Source organism: Blastopirellula marina, from assembly GCF_002967715.1.
Lineage (GTDB): Bacteria > Planctomycetota > Planctomycetia > Pirellulales > Pirellulaceae > Bremerella > Bremerella marina_B.
This window is the reverse complement of the sequence record NZ_PUIA01000051.1, coordinates 57,176-74,890: the sequence shown is the minus strand read 5'-3', so window position 1 is coordinate 74,890 and position 17,715 is coordinate 57,176. Positions and strand designations below refer to the sequence as shown.

Genomic DNA, 17,715 nt, shown 5'->3' with positions numbered 1-17,715 from the left:
GATGATTAAGCCTATGCCAATCAGAAAAGTCCGTCCAGGATTTGTTTGGTGCGCCGGGACCTTTAGAATAAAGGCTTCACCCCTGTCGGGGCGAAACCAACACCCACCGACAAGTTTGCGTACAAGGGAGCAACAAGCAATGAGTGAAAACGTAGAAGTTGTGCATCTGAAGGATCTGACCATTGTTCGCCTGACTGGCAAACTTACTGCCGCCGATTACGAATACTTCGTACCGGAAATCGAAAAGCAGATCGCCGAGTTTGGCAAGCTTCGCCTGTTGGTTGAATTGCACGACTTTCACGGTTGGACCATGGGGGCATTGTGGGACGACATTAAGTTCGACGCGAAGCACTGGAGCGATATCAAACGCCTGGCGATCGTGGGGGAAACTAAATGGGAATCGGGCATGGCCGTTTTCTGCAAGCCCTTTACCTCGGCCAGCGTGAAGTATTTTGACCAAGCGAATTTAGAAGATGCTAAGAAGTGGTTGGTTGAGGAAGAATAAGTCTTTCTGACGCTCTCCACGGCGCTCACGTTACCCCGTTTCAGGATCTCTCCGCAATGGTGGAAGAGGACCGGCAGGATCTTCGTCAATTCGTTGATGATCTTTACCGCGCGGAATCACGCCGAGTCTTTGCGACGCTAGTGCGTTTGCTCAACGACTTTGACCTTGCGGAAGAGGCCATGCACGAGGCGTTTACTTCGGCTTTTGTGAAATGGCAGGAAGAGGGAATCCCCCAGAATCCCCGTGCCTGGTTGGTATCGACAGGGCGTTTCAAGGCAATCGATACGATTCGTCGGCGTGTGAGGTTCGACGAGTCGTTGGGTGAAATTGCCAAGCGACTGGATCATGAAAAAGACCAGTTTGCTGCAATCGACGAAGAGAACATTGAGGATGACCGGCTTCGTCTGATCTTTACTTGCTGTCATCCGGCACTCCCGCCTAGTGCCCAAGTAGCTTTGACATTGCGAGAAGTTTGTGGGCTTCGCACGGAAGAGATCGCTAGTGCGTTTCTCACCACACCTCCGACAATTGCCCAACGGATTGTGCGGGGGAAGCAAAAGATTCGGGACGCAGGCATTCCGTTTGAAATACCGACCGTCCCTCAGATGCCGCAGCGATTAGATTCCGTGCTGTCGGTTATCTATCTCGTTTTCAATGAAGGGTATTCGGCCTCGTCCGGCAAGACAGTTACACGCTGTGATCTCTCGGAGGAAGCAATCCGTTTGGGAAGGCTCTTGGCCCAACTGCTTCCCGACCCGGAAGTCGTCGGACTCTTGGCTCTGATGTTGATCCAGGAATCACGTCGAACGGCCCGCACGACCCCTTCTGGGGATATCATCCTGCTGGAGGATCAAGACCGGTCGTTATGGATTCAGGAGTATATCTCGGAAGGAGTCGAACTCATTCAGCGAGCCCTGCGGACACGTCGTTTTGGCGTGTACACCATCCAGGCCGCGATCGCTGCGGTCCATGCCGAAGCGTCATCTCCAGAGGTAACGGATTGGTCACAAATCATTGCTCTGTATGACGTTCTGTCACGGATTGAGTCGTCTCCGGTCGTCGAGTTGAATCGAGCTGTTGCCATTGCAATGCGCGACGGCCCCGAGGCTGGTTTAACGATAATTGACGACATCCTCACCGAAGGGACTCTATCGGAATATCACCTGGCACATGCCGCGCGAGCAGATCTGTGTCGACGCATGGGCAATACCATGGAAGCCGTGAATGCGTATCGCCGTGCCCTGGAATTGGCGAAACAAGAACCGGAACGCCGTTTTCTTGAGGGACGGCTCAAGCAATTGAGCTAGTCTCCATTTCCCAAGTAATTTTTTCGGGGCCTGTCGATTTGGAAGTCATTGAATCGACCATGGGGTAAAAGATCGAGTTTTGCCTCAGTTTTAGGAGAACCCTGATGAAGTTTGTCTGTTTGGGATACATCGACGCGGCGATGTGGGAGAGCCTGCCCAAGGAAGAAGCCGAAAAGGCGATGGAAGCGTGCATGGCCTACGATAACGAGCTCCGCAAGGGAGGCCATTTCGCGGGTGGTGGGGCACTTTCAGCTCCGCAAAACGGTGTTACCCTGCGTCATCAAGACGGTCAGGTACGCGTGACGGATGGTCCCTTTATCGAAACGAAAGAACAGATTGGTGGCATTCTGCTGCTGGAAGCACGCGACCTGAATCACGCGATCCAGTTGATGTCCAAGCACCCTGGCGTACGTATGGGGCCCTTTGAAATTCGTCCCGCAGACGATGCCATGAACTTGTTGATCCTGGAGATGTCGGAACGACTGGCCAGGGAGGCAGAAGCCTCATAGCCGTCGAGATTGCCGAGTATCGCCCCCTCATTTAATCCCATCGCAAGGACACGAAGCATGCATGCCGATCCCCAAGTCGAACACCGCTGGCTAGAGAACCTTTTGGGCGACTGGACCATGGAAACCGAAGTCGATATGGGTGGCGACACACCCATGGACAAAACGTTTGGAACGGAACGTGTGCGTCTTCTCGGCGACGTATGGGTGCTTTGCGAGATGGAAGGGGGAATGCCAGGGGGCGGTACAGCGCAGTCACAGATGACAATCGGGTATGACCAGCAGAAGAAGTCGTTTGTCGGGACGTTCATTTCCTCGTGCATGACGAACCTTTGGGTCTACACCAGCGGTGAACTCGACGACGCAGGCAAAGTGCTGACATTGAACACCACTGGGCAAAACTTTGCCGAGGAGGGCATGGCACCGTATCAGGACATTATCGAGATCGTCGACAAGGATCATCGTATCCTGCACGCGAGGATGTTGGATGAAAACGAAGTCTGGCAAGAGTTCATGACGACCCGATATACCCGCCGGAAATAAAACACCTGCCCTTTGGAAGAAAGCACGAACAATGGCACTTTCGCCTGGGAAGCGTCGAATGTTGAATATGGCGTTATACCTTTTGATTGGCTTTGTTGTACTGGTTGTGGCCCTGACGATCGTAGTCTCGCTGCGGCCAAATGAATTTCAGGTTTCGCGATCGATGAAGATCGATGCGCCGCCAGAAATTGTGTTTCCCCTTGTCAATCAATTTACTGCCTGGGAGGCATGGTCTCCTTACGAAAAGCTGGACCCGAACATGTTGAAGACCTTAGAAGGTCCTGCGGCAGGTGAGGGATCCGTGATGCGGTGGTCGGGAAATGGAAAAGCTGGTGCCGGAAGTACGACCATTATTCAGAGCGAACCTAACAAGTCGATTGAGATTGATTTACAAATGACGGCACCCATGGCATGTCAGAACGATGTTCTGTTCACGTTCGAGCCGGAAGGTGATAGCACCATCGTGACGTGGAGCATGAGTGGTAAAGTCAACTTTATGGCCAAGATCTTCCACTTGATTCTCAATGTCGACAAAATGTGCGGAGATCAATTCACCGAAGGACTCACAAGTCTGAAAGAGATCTCGGAGAAAGAAGTAGCTACGCCGGCGGCTACCTCGTAACTTGCAACGCCCTCTCTACTGCTAAGAAAGTAACAACGATGATTCAGCAACTATTCGTCAATTTGCCGGTGAAAGATCTGACCAAAACAGTCGAGTTCTTCACGGCATTAGGCTTCACGTTCAATCCGCAATTCACCGATGATTCCGCCACTTGCATGATCGTGTCGGAAAACATCATGGTGATGCTTCTGGTGGAAAGCCGTTTCAAAGAGTTCACCCCCAAGGCGATCTGCGATAGCCACAAGAGTACCGAGGTGCTGAATGCATTGCAGTTAGAATCGCGGGAAGACGTGATCGAGTTCGTCGACAAGGCCGTAGCCGCTGGCGGCAAGACCTATGCAGAACCCAAGGATCATGGGTTTATGATTCAACATGGGTTCGAAGATCTGGATGGTCATATCTGGGAAGTCTTCTGGATGGACCCAGCCGGGTTCGCCCAAGCCCATGCCGGTTCATCCGGTCAATAGTCTGTCCATATTTGAGATCGATGATCGCCATACGTTTTCCAAGGATCAGAAGATGAACGAGACAGAACCTGCTACCACGACCGTTCAACCTAAGTCGACGCCAACGGCAGCCAAGTGGACGGGACGCGTCCTTTCAGGTCTGGTTGGACTAGCCTTTCTGGCCAGCGCCGTGGGGAAATTTGTCGGTGGAGCAGGCCTGGAAGAAGGCTTCGCTCATCTGGGATTGCCCATAGAGATCCAGTATCCGCTGGCTGTCCTGGAACTGGTCGTCGCGATCATCTATTTGATCCCGCAAACAGCCGTCTTGGGCGCAATCCTGCTAACCGGCTACATTGGCGGTGCCATCTGCACGCACTGGAGGGTAGGGGACGTCTTCATCGTGCAGATCATCATTGGCGTGTTGGTCTGGCTGGGCGTGTTCCTGCGTGATCGGCGGCTATGGGTGCTTTTACCGCTCCGAGCATAGTTATGTAATCAAGGCTTCGAATAGATTTCGGCGAACCTTTTTCTCGCGGCAAGTATCTCTCTTGCCAGCGGTCAGGCATGGCGTGATGACTGGCCGCAATTCTTTATCTCTTTGCAAAGGTACGCGCGTCGACAAATACGCGCGGCCTGAAAGTTAGTACTCATGCTCTTGGATCTCGGACATTGACGTGTTTGGTCAGCCCATCGTTGGTTTGACCTGAAGTCACTCGCGAAGCGTGTGTGCGCTCGCGGTTTGTCCGTAACCATCTAAGAAAGCATGAGTTGCTATGAATTCTCGTAAGCAGCAAATGAAGCAATACGTAGACGAAATGCTCGTCTGCCATCAGCCGTGCACGCGACACCGTCGCGCGTACTGGAATTTGATTCGCGAGGTACGAGCTAAGTCTGAAATTTTGAGCGTTGGATTTGATTCGGCTATTCGAAAACCAGAACATCTTCACGTATATATCAGGGCGTTGAGCTATCTGGCGAAGTATCGCACCAAGTGGTTTCGTCAGCCTGAAACATGGCGGGCACCATTTTGTTTATCGGAGCCGACAAGTAATCGAGTTGCGTTTCGTGCGTTAATGAAGCACTTATTCGAACGCTACCCAGTGCCTAACTTCTTGGCGTTTGCCTGGATGCGACCGCAGGCCAAACGTTGGTATCACGAACTGTATGTGCACATGGCCGCCGGTAGTGGAGTGCGCCAGTTCAAGGAGAAGCCTGGCATTCCTTTGACGCCAGCGGCCGCGAAGTATTTTCTCAAGGCACCCGATCACCTGTCCCCTGTCGAGGCGATGCGATGGGCCCAAATTCGAGCGTTTGGCGGTTGCAAACCGTTGGCCCTGGAATTGGTTCGGAACACGATCCTGAAGGAATTGACTCGTGACGAAAGGTTTTGGGAAACGGTCATTCGTTTTCTGATTCGTGAGAAGCTGAGCTACCTACCTGAAGCGTCAATGCTGGTCGATTTTATCGACCAGCAGAAGTACCAGCCTGCCGAGAAGGTCTGGGGGCGCGGTGGTGGTCCGCTACCACTGCAGCCTGAGTTCACGATGAAAGGCCGAACGCTTCGTTCGCTCCAGCGGCACATGTACAACTGGCGGAAAGAACTATTGCTCAAGCAGCCATCGTTGGCCAAACGGAATTTCCATTGGGATGCGATCGAGGTCCAGCCGATGGTGCACCAGGATGGCAACATAAGGTGGCTCATTTTCGAGCTCTTGAACGATCGGGCCTTGATGCTGGAAGGAGCTGCCATGGATCACTGTGTCGGAGATTACGTCGAGCAGTGTGCCGAACGGAAATCGTCGATCTGGTCGCTACGTATCCATGCCAAGGGGTGTCCGAAACGCATGGTCACGATCGAAATCGATCCCGAAAGGAAAGCGATCGTACAGGCAAACGCCAAGAGTAACGAGGATCCGAGCCCTGCCGCGAAAGAGATACTGCAGCGCTGGGCGACTCGGGAAGGACTGGCAATGTGCCTGGAAGAATAGTTGTGGATGGATAACCATGAAAAACGCCGACCTGATTCCAGGTCGGCGTTTTGCTTTTTCAAATAAGCAACGCGAAGGTTTACTTCTTCTTGTTGCGAATAGCAGCCTGAGCGGCAGCCAGGCGAGCGATTGGCACGCGGAATGGCGAGCAGCTCACGTAGTCGAGACCGACGGTGTGGCAGAAGTTGATCGATGCCGGATCACCACCGTGTTCACCACAAATACCGCACTTCAGCCCCTTACGTCCCTTGCGACCCTTGGTGACGCCCATTTCGACCAGCTGACCAACACCAGTGGTGTCGAGCGACTGGAATGGGTCGGTCGGCAGGATTTCCAAGCGGGTGTAGTCAGGCAGGAAGGTGTTGACGTCATCACGGCTGTAACCGAAGGTCATCTGCGTGAGGTCGTTGGTACCGAAGCTGAAGAACTCGGCGTGTTCAGCGACTTCGTCAGCTGTCAGAGCCGCACGCGGAATTTCGATCATCGTACCGATCAGGATGTCGAGCTGACCGCTGTAGCCCTTGTCGGCCTTGGCCTTCTCGATGGTCTCTTCTGCCTTGGCACGTAGCAATTGGAGCTCGGCAGCGGTACCAACCAGCGGGATCATGATTTCCGGCATGCAGTTGATGCGGTTTTTCTTGCATTCGATTGCAGCTTCGACGATCGCGGTGACCTGCATTTCCAGAATTTCTGGATAGGTCACGCTCAAGCGGCAACCACGGTGACCAAGCATTGGGTTGGCTTCGTGCAGAGCAGCCACACGCGACTTGACCTTGGCTGGGGAAACGCCGAGCGTGTCGGCCATTTCCTTCTGGGCCTTAGGATCGTGCGGCAGGAATTCGTGCAGCGGTGGATCCAACAGACGGACGGTAACCGGCAGGTTCTTCATGGCGGTGAAGATGCCGACGAAGTCTTCGCGCTGGTATGGCAGCAACTTGGCCAGAGCGGCACGACGATCAGCTTCGGTTTCGGCGAGGATCATTTCACGCATGCTGGTGATACGATCTTCTTCGAAGAACATGTGCTCGGTACGGCACAGGCCAATACCTTCAGCACCGAAGTCGCGAGCACGCTGCGAGTCCTTCGGGGTATCGGCGTTGGTACGAACGCCCAGCGTGCGATGATTGTCGGCCCACTTCATGACCTTGGCGAAGTCACCGGAGAGCTTAGGTTCGCTCGTTTCGACGGTTCCGGCCATGACTTCACCGGTCGATCCATCGATCGAGATGATGTCGGAATGCTTGAAGGTTTTGCCGCCGACTTTAATCTTGCGACCCTTTTCATCGATTTCGATTTCACCAGCACCGGCGACGCAGCAGCGACCCCAACCACGAGCCACCACGGCAGCGTGACTGGTCATACCACCGGTCGAGGTGAGAATACCAACGGCCGAGTGCATGCCGTCGATGTCTTCTGGGCTGGTTTCCTTGCGGCAAAGGATGACCTTTTCGCCAGAGTGGGTACGATCGACAGCTTCTTCGGCGGTGAATGCCAACGCACCCACAGCAGCACCTGGCGAAGCAGGCAGACCGCGAGTCAGGATCGTGGCACCCTTCTTCGATTCTGCGGTGAAGCTTGGCAGCAACAGCTGAGTCAGGTCGTTAGCTGGAATACGGAGCAAAGCGGTCTCTTCGTCGATCAGACCTTCCTTGACCATGTCGCAGGCGATCTTCACGGCAGCTGCACCGGTACGCTTACCGTTACGAGTCTGCAGCATGAACAGCTCACCCTTTTCAATGGTGAACTCGATGTCCTGAACGTCCTTGTAGTGGGCTTCCAGCGTGTCTTTGATTTCGAGCAGCTGCTTGTAGACGGCCTTGTTCCACTTGCTCATTTCCGAAACCGGCTGTGGCGTACGAATACCAGCCACGACGTCTTCACCCTGAGCATCGATCAGGAACTCGCCGTAGAACTTATTTTCGCCGGTCGAAGGGTTACGGGTGAAAGCCACGCCGGTACCGCTGTCTTGACCCATGTTGCCGTAGGCCATCGACTGAACGTTAACGGCCGTACCCAGCAGACCGCGGATACCTTCCACTTCGCGGTAGCGAACGGCACGTGTGGTGTTCCACGACTTGAAGACCGCTTCGACAGCCAGTTCTAACTGCTTCAGAGGATCTTGAGGGAAGGATTCGCCGGTGTACTTCTGGTAGATCGCTTTGTACTCATTGCAAAGTTCGATCAGGCCTTCCGCAGGCACTTCATTGTCGAGGTTTGCTTTGTACTTCTTCTTGATCGAGCTGAAAGCTTCTTCGAAGTGCTCACGATCGACTTCCATCACCACGTCGCCGAACATGTCGATCAGACGGCGGTAAGCGTCGTAGGCGAAACGTTCGTTGTTGGTGGCATTAGCCAGGCCGACCACCGATTCATCGGTAAGACCGAGATTCAAAATGGTGTTCATCATGCCTGGCATCGAAACGGCAGCACCAGAGCGAACCGAAACGAGCAGCGGGTTCTTGTTGTCGCCGAACTTCTTGCCCAGTTCTTTTTCCAGCGTCGAAATCGCATCGTTGATTTCGTCCATCAAACCCTTGGGCAGCTTCTTGCCGTTCTTGTAGTAGTCGGCACAAACCTGCGTGGTGATGGTCATACCTGGAGGAACCGGCAGACCGATTGAGGTCATGTCGGCGAGGTTCAGACCTTTACCGCCCAGGATGCTCTTGCTGACCCCTTCTCCTTCGGTCTTGGTCTTGCCGAAGTAGTACACCATCTTCGAGGGCTTGGATTTCTTTGCCGTTTTCTTGGCCATGTTTGGAAACCTTTGAATGTCGCAAACGCTGGAGTGTTGTTCGGAAAGGGGTGTCCCTTCGTTGGCAACTAGCAGGGTCTTCCTGCCAGCAATACACAGAAGGGCCGCATTTCATGCGAATATAAGCAGAAAAGTTTACTTGAGAATGCAAGCAAGCGTCAACCAGCCCTCATCTTACGCCGTTTAGCATATCGGGATTTTCAGAATCCTGGCGAATTGGCCTCCCAAGCCGTTTGGCGCATCGAGGCAGAAACAAGACAATAGATTCCAAAGGGCAGGGCGTACGATCCTGCTAAGGTGGCTCACTCCGCAGTGCGTAAAAGACCTGAAAGCGACATTAAATCTCCGTGTTTGACGACGAAGACGACTACGACTACGAAGATCCTCTAGGCCCGGAAATGACCGCTCGGGAGCGAGCGGAAGGGTTTATTCGCACCGCGGTACTCTTCGAGTCGGCCCTGGCATTTGTCGCTGTGGGGCTCGGCTGGCTGGTGGATGTCGCCCCCTGGATCAGTGCCAGTTGGGATACTGGCCATGCTGCGGCCGTATTGGGGGCAATTGGGGTAGGGGCACTGGCGACGCTGCCATTGTTGGCTGCATTCATGGTATTGCAGTATTCCAACTTCCAGTCGCTAAATGAACTTCAAGAATACATGGATCGGCAGATCGTACCCCTGTTTCGCGAGGCGACCCTTTTCGAACTGGGGATGATCAGCCTGGCGGCTGGCCTGGGCGAAGAGGCACTCTTTCGAGGTGTAATTCAGACTTATTTGCATCAGCTGATGGGGCCCGATGCGGGGCCTGCTGTCCCGATTCTCTTAACCAGCCTGCTATTTGGCCTGGTGCATTACGTGACGAGGGAATACTTCATCATCAGTGCCATCATGGGGGCCTATCTTGGGCTCTGGTTCTACTACACGGGGGATATCATCGTCCCCATCGTCACTCATACGCTGTATGACTGGTTTGCGTTGGCATACATGAAGAAGTATGCACCTGAGCTGGATACTAAGGATTCCCCGACAAGCTAGGCTGTCGCAGCACCCTTCGATTCGTCCATCGCTTCGCGAAACCGGAGGAACAGGTATTCGCTATCATGCGGACCAGCGGATGCCTCGGGGTGATATTGCACGCTGAAAGCTGGCAATTCTTTGTGCTTAACTCCGGCGACGGTGTTGTCGTTCAGATTGCGATGGGTGATCTCCAGGCAATCGGGAAGAGAAGCTTCTTCGACAGCAAAGCCATGATTCTGCGAGGTAATCTCGACTTTATCTGTTTCCACGTCGAGAACCGGCTGGTTGGCTCCTCGATGGCCGAACTTCAGTTTGAATGTCTTAGCACCACACGCCAAGGACAGCAACTGATGCCCCAAGCAGATGCCGAAGATCGGCTTCTTACCCAAAAGCCCCTGGATCGTCTCGACTGGGCCAGTCAGTGGTTCCGGGTCGCCAGGGCCGTTGGAGAGGAATATGCCGTCAGGATTGTGGCTGAGGACTTCTTCGGCGGATACCGTTCCGGGAAGCACCGTGACCTTGCATCCCAGATCACGCAGATGACGTGGAATGTTCCATTTCATGCCGTAGTCCAAGGCCACTACGTGTAGGTCTTGTTCTTTTCGGCTGGTCAGTGCCCGATTGCGATCCCCCATCTTAATCCAGGGGCTGAGGTCTTCTTCCCACATCTTTTGCTGTTCGGGGAGGACTTCCTGGACAAGGTTACGACCGACTAGCCCGGCGCTGGCTTTTGCTTTCTCAACGAGCGAAGCGTCGTCCAAGTCGACGCTTGAGAGGACAGCTTTCATCGAGCCGTGGGATCGCAGGCGTCGAACAAGGGCACGTGTATCAATGCCAGCCATGCCGACGACGTTGTTTTTCTTCAGGAACTCGTCGAGTGATCCGTCCGAGCGGAAATTGCTGACGGTGCGGCTTACTTCGCGAACGATGAAGCCCGCCATGTGGATCTTCGCGCTTTCCATGTCCTCGACGTTGACGCCGTAGTTACCGATCTGTGGATAGGTCATGGTCAAGATCTGACCACGATAGCTTGGATCGGTCAGGATTTCCTGATAGCCGGTCATCGAAGTGTTGAAACAGGCTTCGCCAGCGACTTCGCCGATGGCTCCGAATGCGGTGCCAGTGAAAACGGTTCCATCTTCCAGAGCAAGTTTGGCGGGCTGCGACATGTCGTTTCGTTTTCTTATATCTGGGTTCGCGGGGGACGACCGTGGACATTTTCGAGAAGGAAACTAAGTCGCTCATTGACGCGACTAAAGTCTTCCCGAAGTGGGGCCCGATACCAAGGAGTACGGCTGTGGGTCTCCAAGCGAAAGTTTGGACAGCCTTTGGGAAAGCACTTGTTTCGGCGAGCAGGTGCTTTCCTTTTTTTACGTAGGTTTAGACCCTGGCTGTGGGCAAATTTCCGCTATTATAGGCCCATTAAATCTCGCGTACAGGGGCTAGAGTTGCTCTCTAGGGGAATCCGTACACTGCAGGCAGAGATTTATCTTGGAGACTGCAGCCAACGTTGGAAAAAGACCCGCTGCTGCTCGACTGAGGCGGGTTCAATCTCTGAACTCGTCGCAAAAGTTTCGACCAGATGCTCTTGTGCTGCTGGGCGACCAATCTCGTTGCGGTAAGCGACCATGCCTTGGCCCATGTCGCGGCACATATTGGATGGATACACATCTTCACAAGCACCATAGCAGCGTGGACGCCACCCAAGGAGTTCCAGTTGCTCGCGAATTTGACACAACGCGTCGAAGTAATTCCAGTCCGCGGCTTGAAATTGCCCTAGTTGGCATTCGAGTGCCAGAAGGCATCGCCGCGGATCGTCTTCGCCGGCACTCAATCGAAACATGCCCACACACACAGCTTGCGTCTTGTGGACAAGTTCGATTTCAAATTCCTGCGGTTCTGCCACACCTTAGAACACTTAAGCCGTAACCGATTCTGCTTCAGCCTCTTTAAGGCATCCCTTGATCTGGCGGACAGCCTGACGGAGCCGGTTCTCATTCTCGACCAGGCTCAAGCGTAGATAACCTTCGCCGCTTGGCCCGAAGCCGCTACCAGGGCTGACAGCTACGTCCCCCTTTTCCAGCAGCATCATGGCAAAGTCCATGGTGCTCATGCGTTTCTGCCATTCTTCGGGGATTTTTGCCCAAACAAACATGCCAGCACGGGGTGGTGTCACGTCCCAGCCAAGGCGAGTCAGACCATCGACCAGAGCGTCTCGGCGGCTTTGGTAGATCTGGCTTTGGGCTTCGACTGCAGCGTCCCCTTCACGCAGTGCGATGATCGAGGCAATTTGGATAGCCTGGAACATGCCGTAGTCGTAGTATCCTTTAATGGTTCCCAGGCCGCGGATCATCTCTTTATTGCCGGCACAGAAACCGACACGCCAGCCAGCCATGTTGTAGCCTTTGCTCATCGTCGTGAATTCCACGCCAACGTCGCTGGCACCTGGAGCCGAGAGGAAGCTAGGTGGCTTGTAACCATCGAACGCAACGTCTGCATAGGCGAAGTCGCTGATCACCATCAGGCCGTACTTTTTGGCGATCTTCACGACGTCGACAAAAAACTCAGGTTCCACGGTTACGGTTGAAGGATTGTGCGGATAGCAAATGATCAGAAGCTTAGGCTTCGGGTAGAGGTGTTCGCACGTGTAAGCGATATTCGAAAGGAACTTTTCGCTGTTGGCAACGTCCAGGGAAATCACATTCCCGGAAGCCAGTGCAACGGCATACGTGTGCACGGGAAAATAAGGTGCTGGAACAATCGCCGTATCGCCGGGGCCCATCATGGCCAGGCACATATGCGAAAAGCCTTCCTTGGAACCCAGGCAGACCATGACTTCGGATTCTGGATCCAGGCGAACCCCATATTTCTTGAGGTACTTGGCCGCAACTTCTCGTCGTAAGTTGCGGATGCCATTGGACTTGCTGTAGCCATGGTTGCGAACGTCCTTCACGGCTTCGCACATCTTTTCCATGACATAATCGGCAGGTGGGTCCGATGGATTACCCATCCCCATGTCGATCACGTCGTTCCCGGCGACTCGCTTGTCATACAGCAAGGCGTTAATTCGCCCAAACATGTATGGAGGCAGGCGGTAAACGCGCTGCGCAAATTGAACCTCAAATGGAGGGTCTTGTTGGTCATCGTGGGAGTGAGCGGAATCGGACATGGATGTCGTATTTCGGCAAAGTGGTGGAAAGTTAAATTTGCCGGAATTAGTAAGGGGAACCGGCATGCATATTCTAAAATCGTCAGGCGCGTAAGCCAAGGCGAGACGTACTCGACTCGGGCTGGCTTGCCCACTTTGGACAACGGAAAGTAAGAAGAGTTCACGGCTTGGCGTCAGAATCTAGGCTTGTAGGAGGAAGCGATGGAAAACTTCTCGGCGATGGTACATTGGGAACGTGGGGATCAGAACTTTCTCGACAAGAAATATCGTCGGTCTCATGAGTGGAGGTTCGACGGCGGAGCCGTTATCGGAGCGTCCTCGTCACCCCATTTTCTTCCCCCGCCCATGTCCGACCCGAGAGGCGTCGATCCGGAAGAGGCCCTTGTCGCAGCCATTTCCAGCTGCCATATGCTCTGGTTTTTGGCCATGGCGGCCAAGCATGGCTGGCTAGTCGATAGCTACGACGATCAGCCGAACGGCAAGATGGACAAAAACAGCGCGGGGAAAACGGCGGTCTCTCTGGTAACCCTTCGCCCTAAAGTCGTTTTTGGTGGGGAAAACTTACCAAATTCTGACGAAATCGATGCGATGCATCACCAAGCCCACGAACTGTGTTTTGTCGCTAATTCGGTGAGATCCGAGATCCGAATCGAACCAAGAGCCTAACTTCCTGCCGCAGTAGGTTCGACAAGTTCTACGCCGCGACGAGTGACCTTGTATGGTCTCGTTAGCCCGCTTTTGTCGCCGTGCCCTTGCCCATCGCCAGTGTTCACGCCGTTTTCAAAGCAGAATAGGATGCGTAGGTCTCCTTGTTCTCGCTCAAGTTCTGAGACTTTCACGCGAAACTTGCCATTCTGGTCGACCTTGCCAGCGAATGATTTTCGAAAGTAATCGCCGCCTCCATGGGGTGCTTCCTCGATAACCACGACACTGTGGGCCGGGATGTCCGTGTTCAGCTCTCCGGTAATTTCCAGGTATCGACCGTTGCGATTGAACTCGCCTTGGAGTGAGGTCAATTCAAACTTAGGCATTTGAGTTCGCTGGGCAATGCTACCTGAGAAAATTGGGTGCTTCCAAAGCATGGCCGCCGTCGCATCGCACATATAGACCTTATTTTCGCGAGCGTCGACTTTGTTGTGGTAAACCTTTGTCTGGGGGCCCATCAGGGTATTGCCGCGACGATCACGAGAGATCGGTCCTAAATGCGGCATCCCCAAGCCATGACCGAGTTCGTGGATGCAGGCCTTGAGGGTCAGGTCCTGATTCAATCCGCCAGCCAATGGGAACTTCGGGTCAAGCTCGCCAGGAATGTTCGTGTAGTTGCAAATCGCCCAGCCACCGTCGAATGAGTTACCACCTCCGCGATAGTCAGAAAACCGCTTGGGTGGATCTCCCAGGTAAACCCAGATCCACCAGATGTGGCGATCCCGGCTAAGGTTGTACTTTTTTACCGCCGCCTCGATGACAGAGGGATGGAAGCCTGGTTTGTCATACTTGCCGCTATCCATGGGGTGCTCGCCACGAATGAAGAGGAACTTGTAGTTCCCGCTGTCGTCGCGAGGGAAGGGGGTGGTCACTGCCGGAGGGTATCCGTTCTTGGTCATCTCCTTCACCAAGAAATCTTCGGTTATCGCCGCGATCTGAGCGAAGCGGCGCTGAACGCCTGGTGGCGGCTGGACATCAGAGGGAACGAACAGGACCATGTTCAGCAAAGGATAGCCCTGCGGTGAATTCTGTGCCCAGCAGTTCTGAACGGGAGTGGCCAGGAGCCAAACGAAAGCTACCAAGATGAGCAGCGCTGGCAAGTTGCATTGCGAAGCCCATTGAACTGGGCGTCTGGCGGTTGGAATCTCGTGCATGATGGAGTTACTGAGACGGACAAGCGTTAAGGGGTGGGTAACTGCATGCCCAGGATGGGGGCCTATCTTTTAACAATACGATATTTGGCCAGATAATTCATCCAGAATCCTTGCTACAAAGGGGCAACGAAAAAAGGACCGTACTTTTGTACGGTCCTTTTGGTTTGTTGACTCATCGTGCCGATCAGGCCAGATCGGTTTTACTTTCGCTGCTGCATCTGCTGGCGTACAGCCGAATCGTAGGCCTTGCCGGCCTGAGTGGTATTGGCCAGGAAGTTATCGATCTGGGCGTTGTCACGCAGTCGCTCGAATTCCTCGGCCATTGCCAATCGCAGTTTCTTTTCGTGCAGTTCTTTCACCAATTCATCGCGGACGTCTTCGACACTGTTAATCAGCGGCTTGGTAAGGCCAAGACTGTACAGAATGACGTACTGATTGCCGGTAGCGATGATGCCAGAGATCTCGCCTGGCTGCAGATTGAACGCTTCCTTTTCGATGGTTGGTTGCCCACCGTTCTGGCGAATCGGTGGAACCTGACCATCGTTGTTCTTCGAGACAGGTTCGATCGAGTACTGACGGGCCAGTTCGCCGAAGAACTGTTCGGTTGGGTTGCGGCGAGCCATTTCCCAGACTTCCTGAGCACGGCGTTGGCTATCCAGGACGACGGCCAGAACTTGGGCTCTTTCGCCGTAGTTGGCAGCAAAACCCTTGGTGATGTCTTCGTCGGTGATTTGGACTTTGTTGTCCACAAGCTTCTTCAAGGCGACCGTTGGCCAGACAGCGTCGCGAACGTATAGTTCGACCGAAACGCCTTGCTCTTGGGTGACCTGCTTCAACCAGGCTTCCATGTCAGGCTTGCCTTCCTTGGTGAGGAAGCCAAACGAGTCAGCAGCACGGACGATTTCTGCTTCGAGATCCGCTTCCGATACGGAAAGTTGACGACGGGTCAGTTCCTGCTGCAGGATCTTGCGATTGATCTCGCCGTCCAAGACTTCAACGCCATGACGGGTGATGCATTCTTCCTTCAGTTCCTGGATGCTAACCGGCTGGCCGTTGAGCGTAGCGGCAACGCCAGGCATTTGCGACGACTTGCTAGGATCGTTGAACACGTTCACGATCTGAGCGCTCGATTGCAACTGTTCGTAAATGTCGCCAGCGGCATCACGCATTTTGCTTTCGCGGACGATGTCGGCTAGACGCTGTTTAATAGCCGGCAAGCTGTTCGCAGGGATCGGATCGGCCGCGAGGTGCTCTTCGCACTTGAAGATCAGGTACTGACCTTGAACGAACAGCACCGGAGAGATATCGCCAGGCTGCATCGCGAAGACGGTGTTTTCGATTTCCTGGTTACCAATGTGCTTCCGAATTGGTGGGATCAAACCACGGGCAGCGGCACTGTTGACGTCTTGCGAGTGGTCTTTGGCCATGTCAGCGAATGAATCTGGGTTCGCGGCAGCCTTGGCTCTTAGTTCTTCGGCCAAGCCGCGTTCGCTGAGCGAAATCATGCGGACTTTGACTTTCGGACCGTAGTTCTTTTCGTATTCAATCTGGATTTCAGCGTCACTTACAGCGAGTTGACTCTCAGCCAACTTGCGAAGAGCCAGCGTTGGCCAGATGATTTCGCGGCGGTACTGACCCGGCGTAACATTGCGTTCTTCTTTGAGAAGACCCAACCAGCGATCGACCGACAGGCCAAACTTCTTGGCAATGTTGTTAATTTCGTTATCGATGTCCGCCTCGGTGATCTGAATGCCCTTTTGTTGGCAAGCCATCGAGATCAGGTGACGGTTGAGAAGGCTTTCCAGCACTTCTTCACCATGTCGGCGAAGTGCTTCGTCGGCCAGGGTGTCGCGTGAGATTGGTTCGCGATTGACAACCGCGACCGTTTGGATCTTTTGAGCGGTCCGCGTTGGTGCCGCCACTTCTTCAGCCGGAGCTGCCAACGGCCCAGAAGCCGTTTGACGCACTGGGGCTGCCTGTCGTTGTTGGACAGGGGCTTGAGCTTCCGCAGTTTGCGGGCCACCGGTGACTTGTCGCCAGGCGACGACTCCACCGATCAAAACAACAAATCCGACAGCTGCCAGAACCCAGGACTTACCCAGGGGAAGTCGGCGAGTAGCATCCTTGCCAGTCATTCCGCTTGCTCCAAAAATTTTCTGCAAGATTTTCTCAAGGAGAGGTGTTCGAATTACCGATACCATAAGGTTCGGGCAGCGGAATATAAGAAGAATGCCAGGACCGGGTCAAGATCGATTCGATTGGGGTAGTACTCGCAGAGATAAGGCCTCGGCTTCAAGTGCTAGCAAATAAAAGACGGTACGACACAGGCTGCCGTACCGTCTTGGTTTTCTCTGCTGAAAGCTGTGCACTGAATTTTCTTCAGGCTTAGTCTTCCATCACATCCTTCTCTTTGGTCTTGGCCATCTCGTTGACCTGGTCTTCGTACTTTTTGGTCAATTCCTGGACGCTGTCTTTGATGTCGTCGCGGATGTCTTCGCTGATCGTCTTATCCTTTTCCGCGGTATCGGCAGCCTTGTTGGCATCGCGGCGGATGTTGCGAATCGAAACTCGTGATTCTTCGGCAAGTTCCTTGATACGCGAAACGAGCTTCTTGCGAACTTCGGTCGACAGAGGCGGAACGTTCAAGCGGATCACGCGGCCATCGCTCTGTGGTGCCATTCCCAGATCGCTGGCGACAATCGCCTTTTCAATGTCTTTGATGGCACCAGCATCGTAAGGACGGATCAAAAGCTGGCTAGGCTCGGGAACGCTCACCGAAGCGATCTGCTTGATGGGTTGAAGCGATCCGTACACTTCGACTCGCAGCGAGTCGACCAGACCTGGGGTCGCACGACCGGTACGAACGCCGCTGAGGCCGTTCTTCAAGACGTCGATCGCTTTTTCCATACGCTGCGTAGCGTCTTCCGAAATTTGTTCCGCGTTCATCTTTGTTAACCTTTATCGCAGGAATGATCCTCGCTAACTGACGTTTGAGGCGTGCGCAT

Annotated in this window: 17 protein-coding genes; 10 read left to right on the top strand and 7 right to left on the bottom strand. The window is 53.9% G+C overall.

Going from position 1 to position 17,715, the window contains the following annotated elements:
• Positions 1-139: 139 nt before the first annotated feature.
• From C5Y96_RS16490 to C5Y96_RS16455, 8 genes are all read left to right on the top strand, one after another.
• Positions 140-505 carry an STAS/SEC14 domain-containing protein gene (locus C5Y96_RS16490; protein ID WP_105355531.1) on the top strand — a complete coding sequence of 122 codons (366 nt, stop codon included), beginning with the start codon at positions 140-142 and terminating at the stop codon, positions 503-505.
• A 56-nt stretch (positions 506-561) separates the two neighbouring features.
• Entirely contained in the window at positions 562-1,812 is a 1,251-nt protein-coding gene (locus C5Y96_RS16485; protein WP_105355529.1) for an RNA polymerase sigma factor, read from the top strand.
• Between the two features lie 104 nt (positions 1,813-1,916).
• Positions 1,917-2,321, top strand: a complete 405-nt coding sequence (locus tag C5Y96_RS16480; RefSeq protein WP_105355526.1) for a YciI family protein — start codon at positions 1,917-1,919, stop codon at positions 2,319-2,321.
• A gap of 57 nt (positions 2,322-2,378) precedes the next feature.
• Positions 2,379-2,861 (top strand): DUF1579 domain-containing protein, encoded by a 483-nt coding sequence (locus tag C5Y96_RS16475; RefSeq protein WP_105355524.1) that lies wholly within the window; start codon positions 2,379-2,381, stop codon positions 2,859-2,861.
• A gap of 67 nt (positions 2,862-2,928) precedes the next feature.
• A complete protein-coding gene (locus C5Y96_RS16470) occupies positions 2,929-3,483 on the top strand; it encodes an SRPBCC family protein (RefSeq protein WP_105355798.1) in 555 nt (184 codons plus the stop codon).
• Between the two features lie 38 nt (positions 3,484-3,521).
• Positions 3,522-3,950 (top strand): VOC family protein, encoded by a 429-nt coding sequence (locus C5Y96_RS16465; protein ID WP_105355522.1) that lies wholly within the window; start codon positions 3,522-3,524, stop codon positions 3,948-3,950.
• A 52-nt stretch (positions 3,951-4,002) separates the two neighbouring features.
• A complete protein-coding gene (locus C5Y96_RS16460) occupies positions 4,003-4,416 on the top strand; it encodes a DoxX family protein (protein WP_105355796.1) in 414 nt (137 codons plus the stop codon).
• Positions 4,417-5,002: 586 nt separating this feature from the next.
• Positions 5,003-5,917, top strand: a complete 915-nt coding sequence (locus C5Y96_RS16455) for a PcfJ domain-containing protein (protein WP_158261267.1) — start codon at positions 5,003-5,005, stop codon at positions 5,915-5,917.
• 79 nt (positions 5,918-5,996) lie between these two features.
• Here the strand turns inward: C5Y96_RS16455 and ppdK are convergent, their stop codons facing one another.
• The gene (gene ppdK / locus C5Y96_RS16450) at positions 5,997-8,669 is read right to left on the bottom strand and encodes a pyruvate, phosphate dikinase (RefSeq protein ID WP_105355517.1); all 2,673 of its coding nucleotides are present in this window, start codon (positions 8,667-8,669) and stop codon (positions 5,997-5,999) included.
• A gap of 347 nt (positions 8,670-9,016) precedes the next feature.
• On the opposite strand from ppdK, the gene C5Y96_RS16445 reads away from it, so the two are divergent.
• Positions 9,017-9,700, top strand: coding sequence for a CPBP family intramembrane glutamic endopeptidase (locus tag C5Y96_RS16445; RefSeq protein WP_105355514.1), 684 nt, complete (start codon positions 9,017-9,019; stop codon positions 9,698-9,700).
• Here the strand turns inward: C5Y96_RS16445 and carA are convergent.
• The 3 genes from carA to C5Y96_RS16430 form a co-directional block, all read right to left on the bottom strand.
• Positions 9,697-10,851, bottom strand: a complete 1,155-nt coding sequence (gene carA / locus C5Y96_RS16440; protein WP_105355512.1) for a glutamine-hydrolyzing carbamoyl-phosphate synthase small subunit — start codon at positions 10,849-10,851, stop codon at positions 9,697-9,699. The two genes, C5Y96_RS16445 and carA, sit on opposite strands and share 4 nt — an antisense overlap.
• A gap of 317 nt (positions 10,852-11,168) precedes the next feature.
• Entirely contained in the window at positions 11,169-11,525 is a 357-nt protein-coding gene (locus tag C5Y96_RS16435; protein WP_146115696.1) for a hypothetical protein, read from the bottom strand.
• Between the two features lie 75 nt (positions 11,526-11,600).
• Entirely contained in the window at positions 11,601-12,851 is a 1,251-nt protein-coding gene (locus C5Y96_RS16430; RefSeq protein WP_105355507.1) for an aminotransferase class I/II-fold pyridoxal phosphate-dependent enzyme, read from the bottom strand.
• Positions 12,852-13,052: 201 nt separating this feature from the next.
• On the opposite strand from C5Y96_RS16430, the gene C5Y96_RS16425 reads away from it, so the two are divergent.
• Positions 13,053-13,517 (top strand): OsmC family protein, encoded by a 465-nt coding sequence (locus tag C5Y96_RS16425; RefSeq protein WP_105355504.1) that lies wholly within the window; start codon positions 13,053-13,055, stop codon positions 13,515-13,517.
• On the opposite strand, the gene C5Y96_RS16420 is transcribed toward C5Y96_RS16425, so the two are convergent.
• From C5Y96_RS16420 to frr, 3 genes are all read right to left on the bottom strand, one after another.
• Positions 13,514-14,710, bottom strand: a complete 1,197-nt coding sequence (locus C5Y96_RS16420) for a hypothetical protein (protein ID WP_105355502.1) — start codon at positions 14,708-14,710, stop codon at positions 13,514-13,516. The two genes, C5Y96_RS16425 and C5Y96_RS16420, sit on opposite strands and share 4 nt — an antisense overlap.
• Positions 14,711-14,910: 200 nt before the next feature.
• On the bottom strand, positions 14,911-16,845 hold the full coding sequence (locus C5Y96_RS16415; protein ID WP_105355500.1) for a peptidylprolyl isomerase: 1,935 nt from the start codon (positions 16,843-16,845) through the stop codon (positions 14,911-14,913).
• Between the two features lie 250 nt (positions 16,846-17,095).
• Positions 17,096-17,656 (bottom strand): ribosome recycling factor, encoded by a 561-nt coding sequence (gene frr / locus C5Y96_RS16410; protein ID WP_105355498.1) that lies wholly within the window; start codon positions 17,654-17,656, stop codon positions 17,096-17,098.
• Positions 17,657-17,715 lie beyond the last annotated feature (59 nt).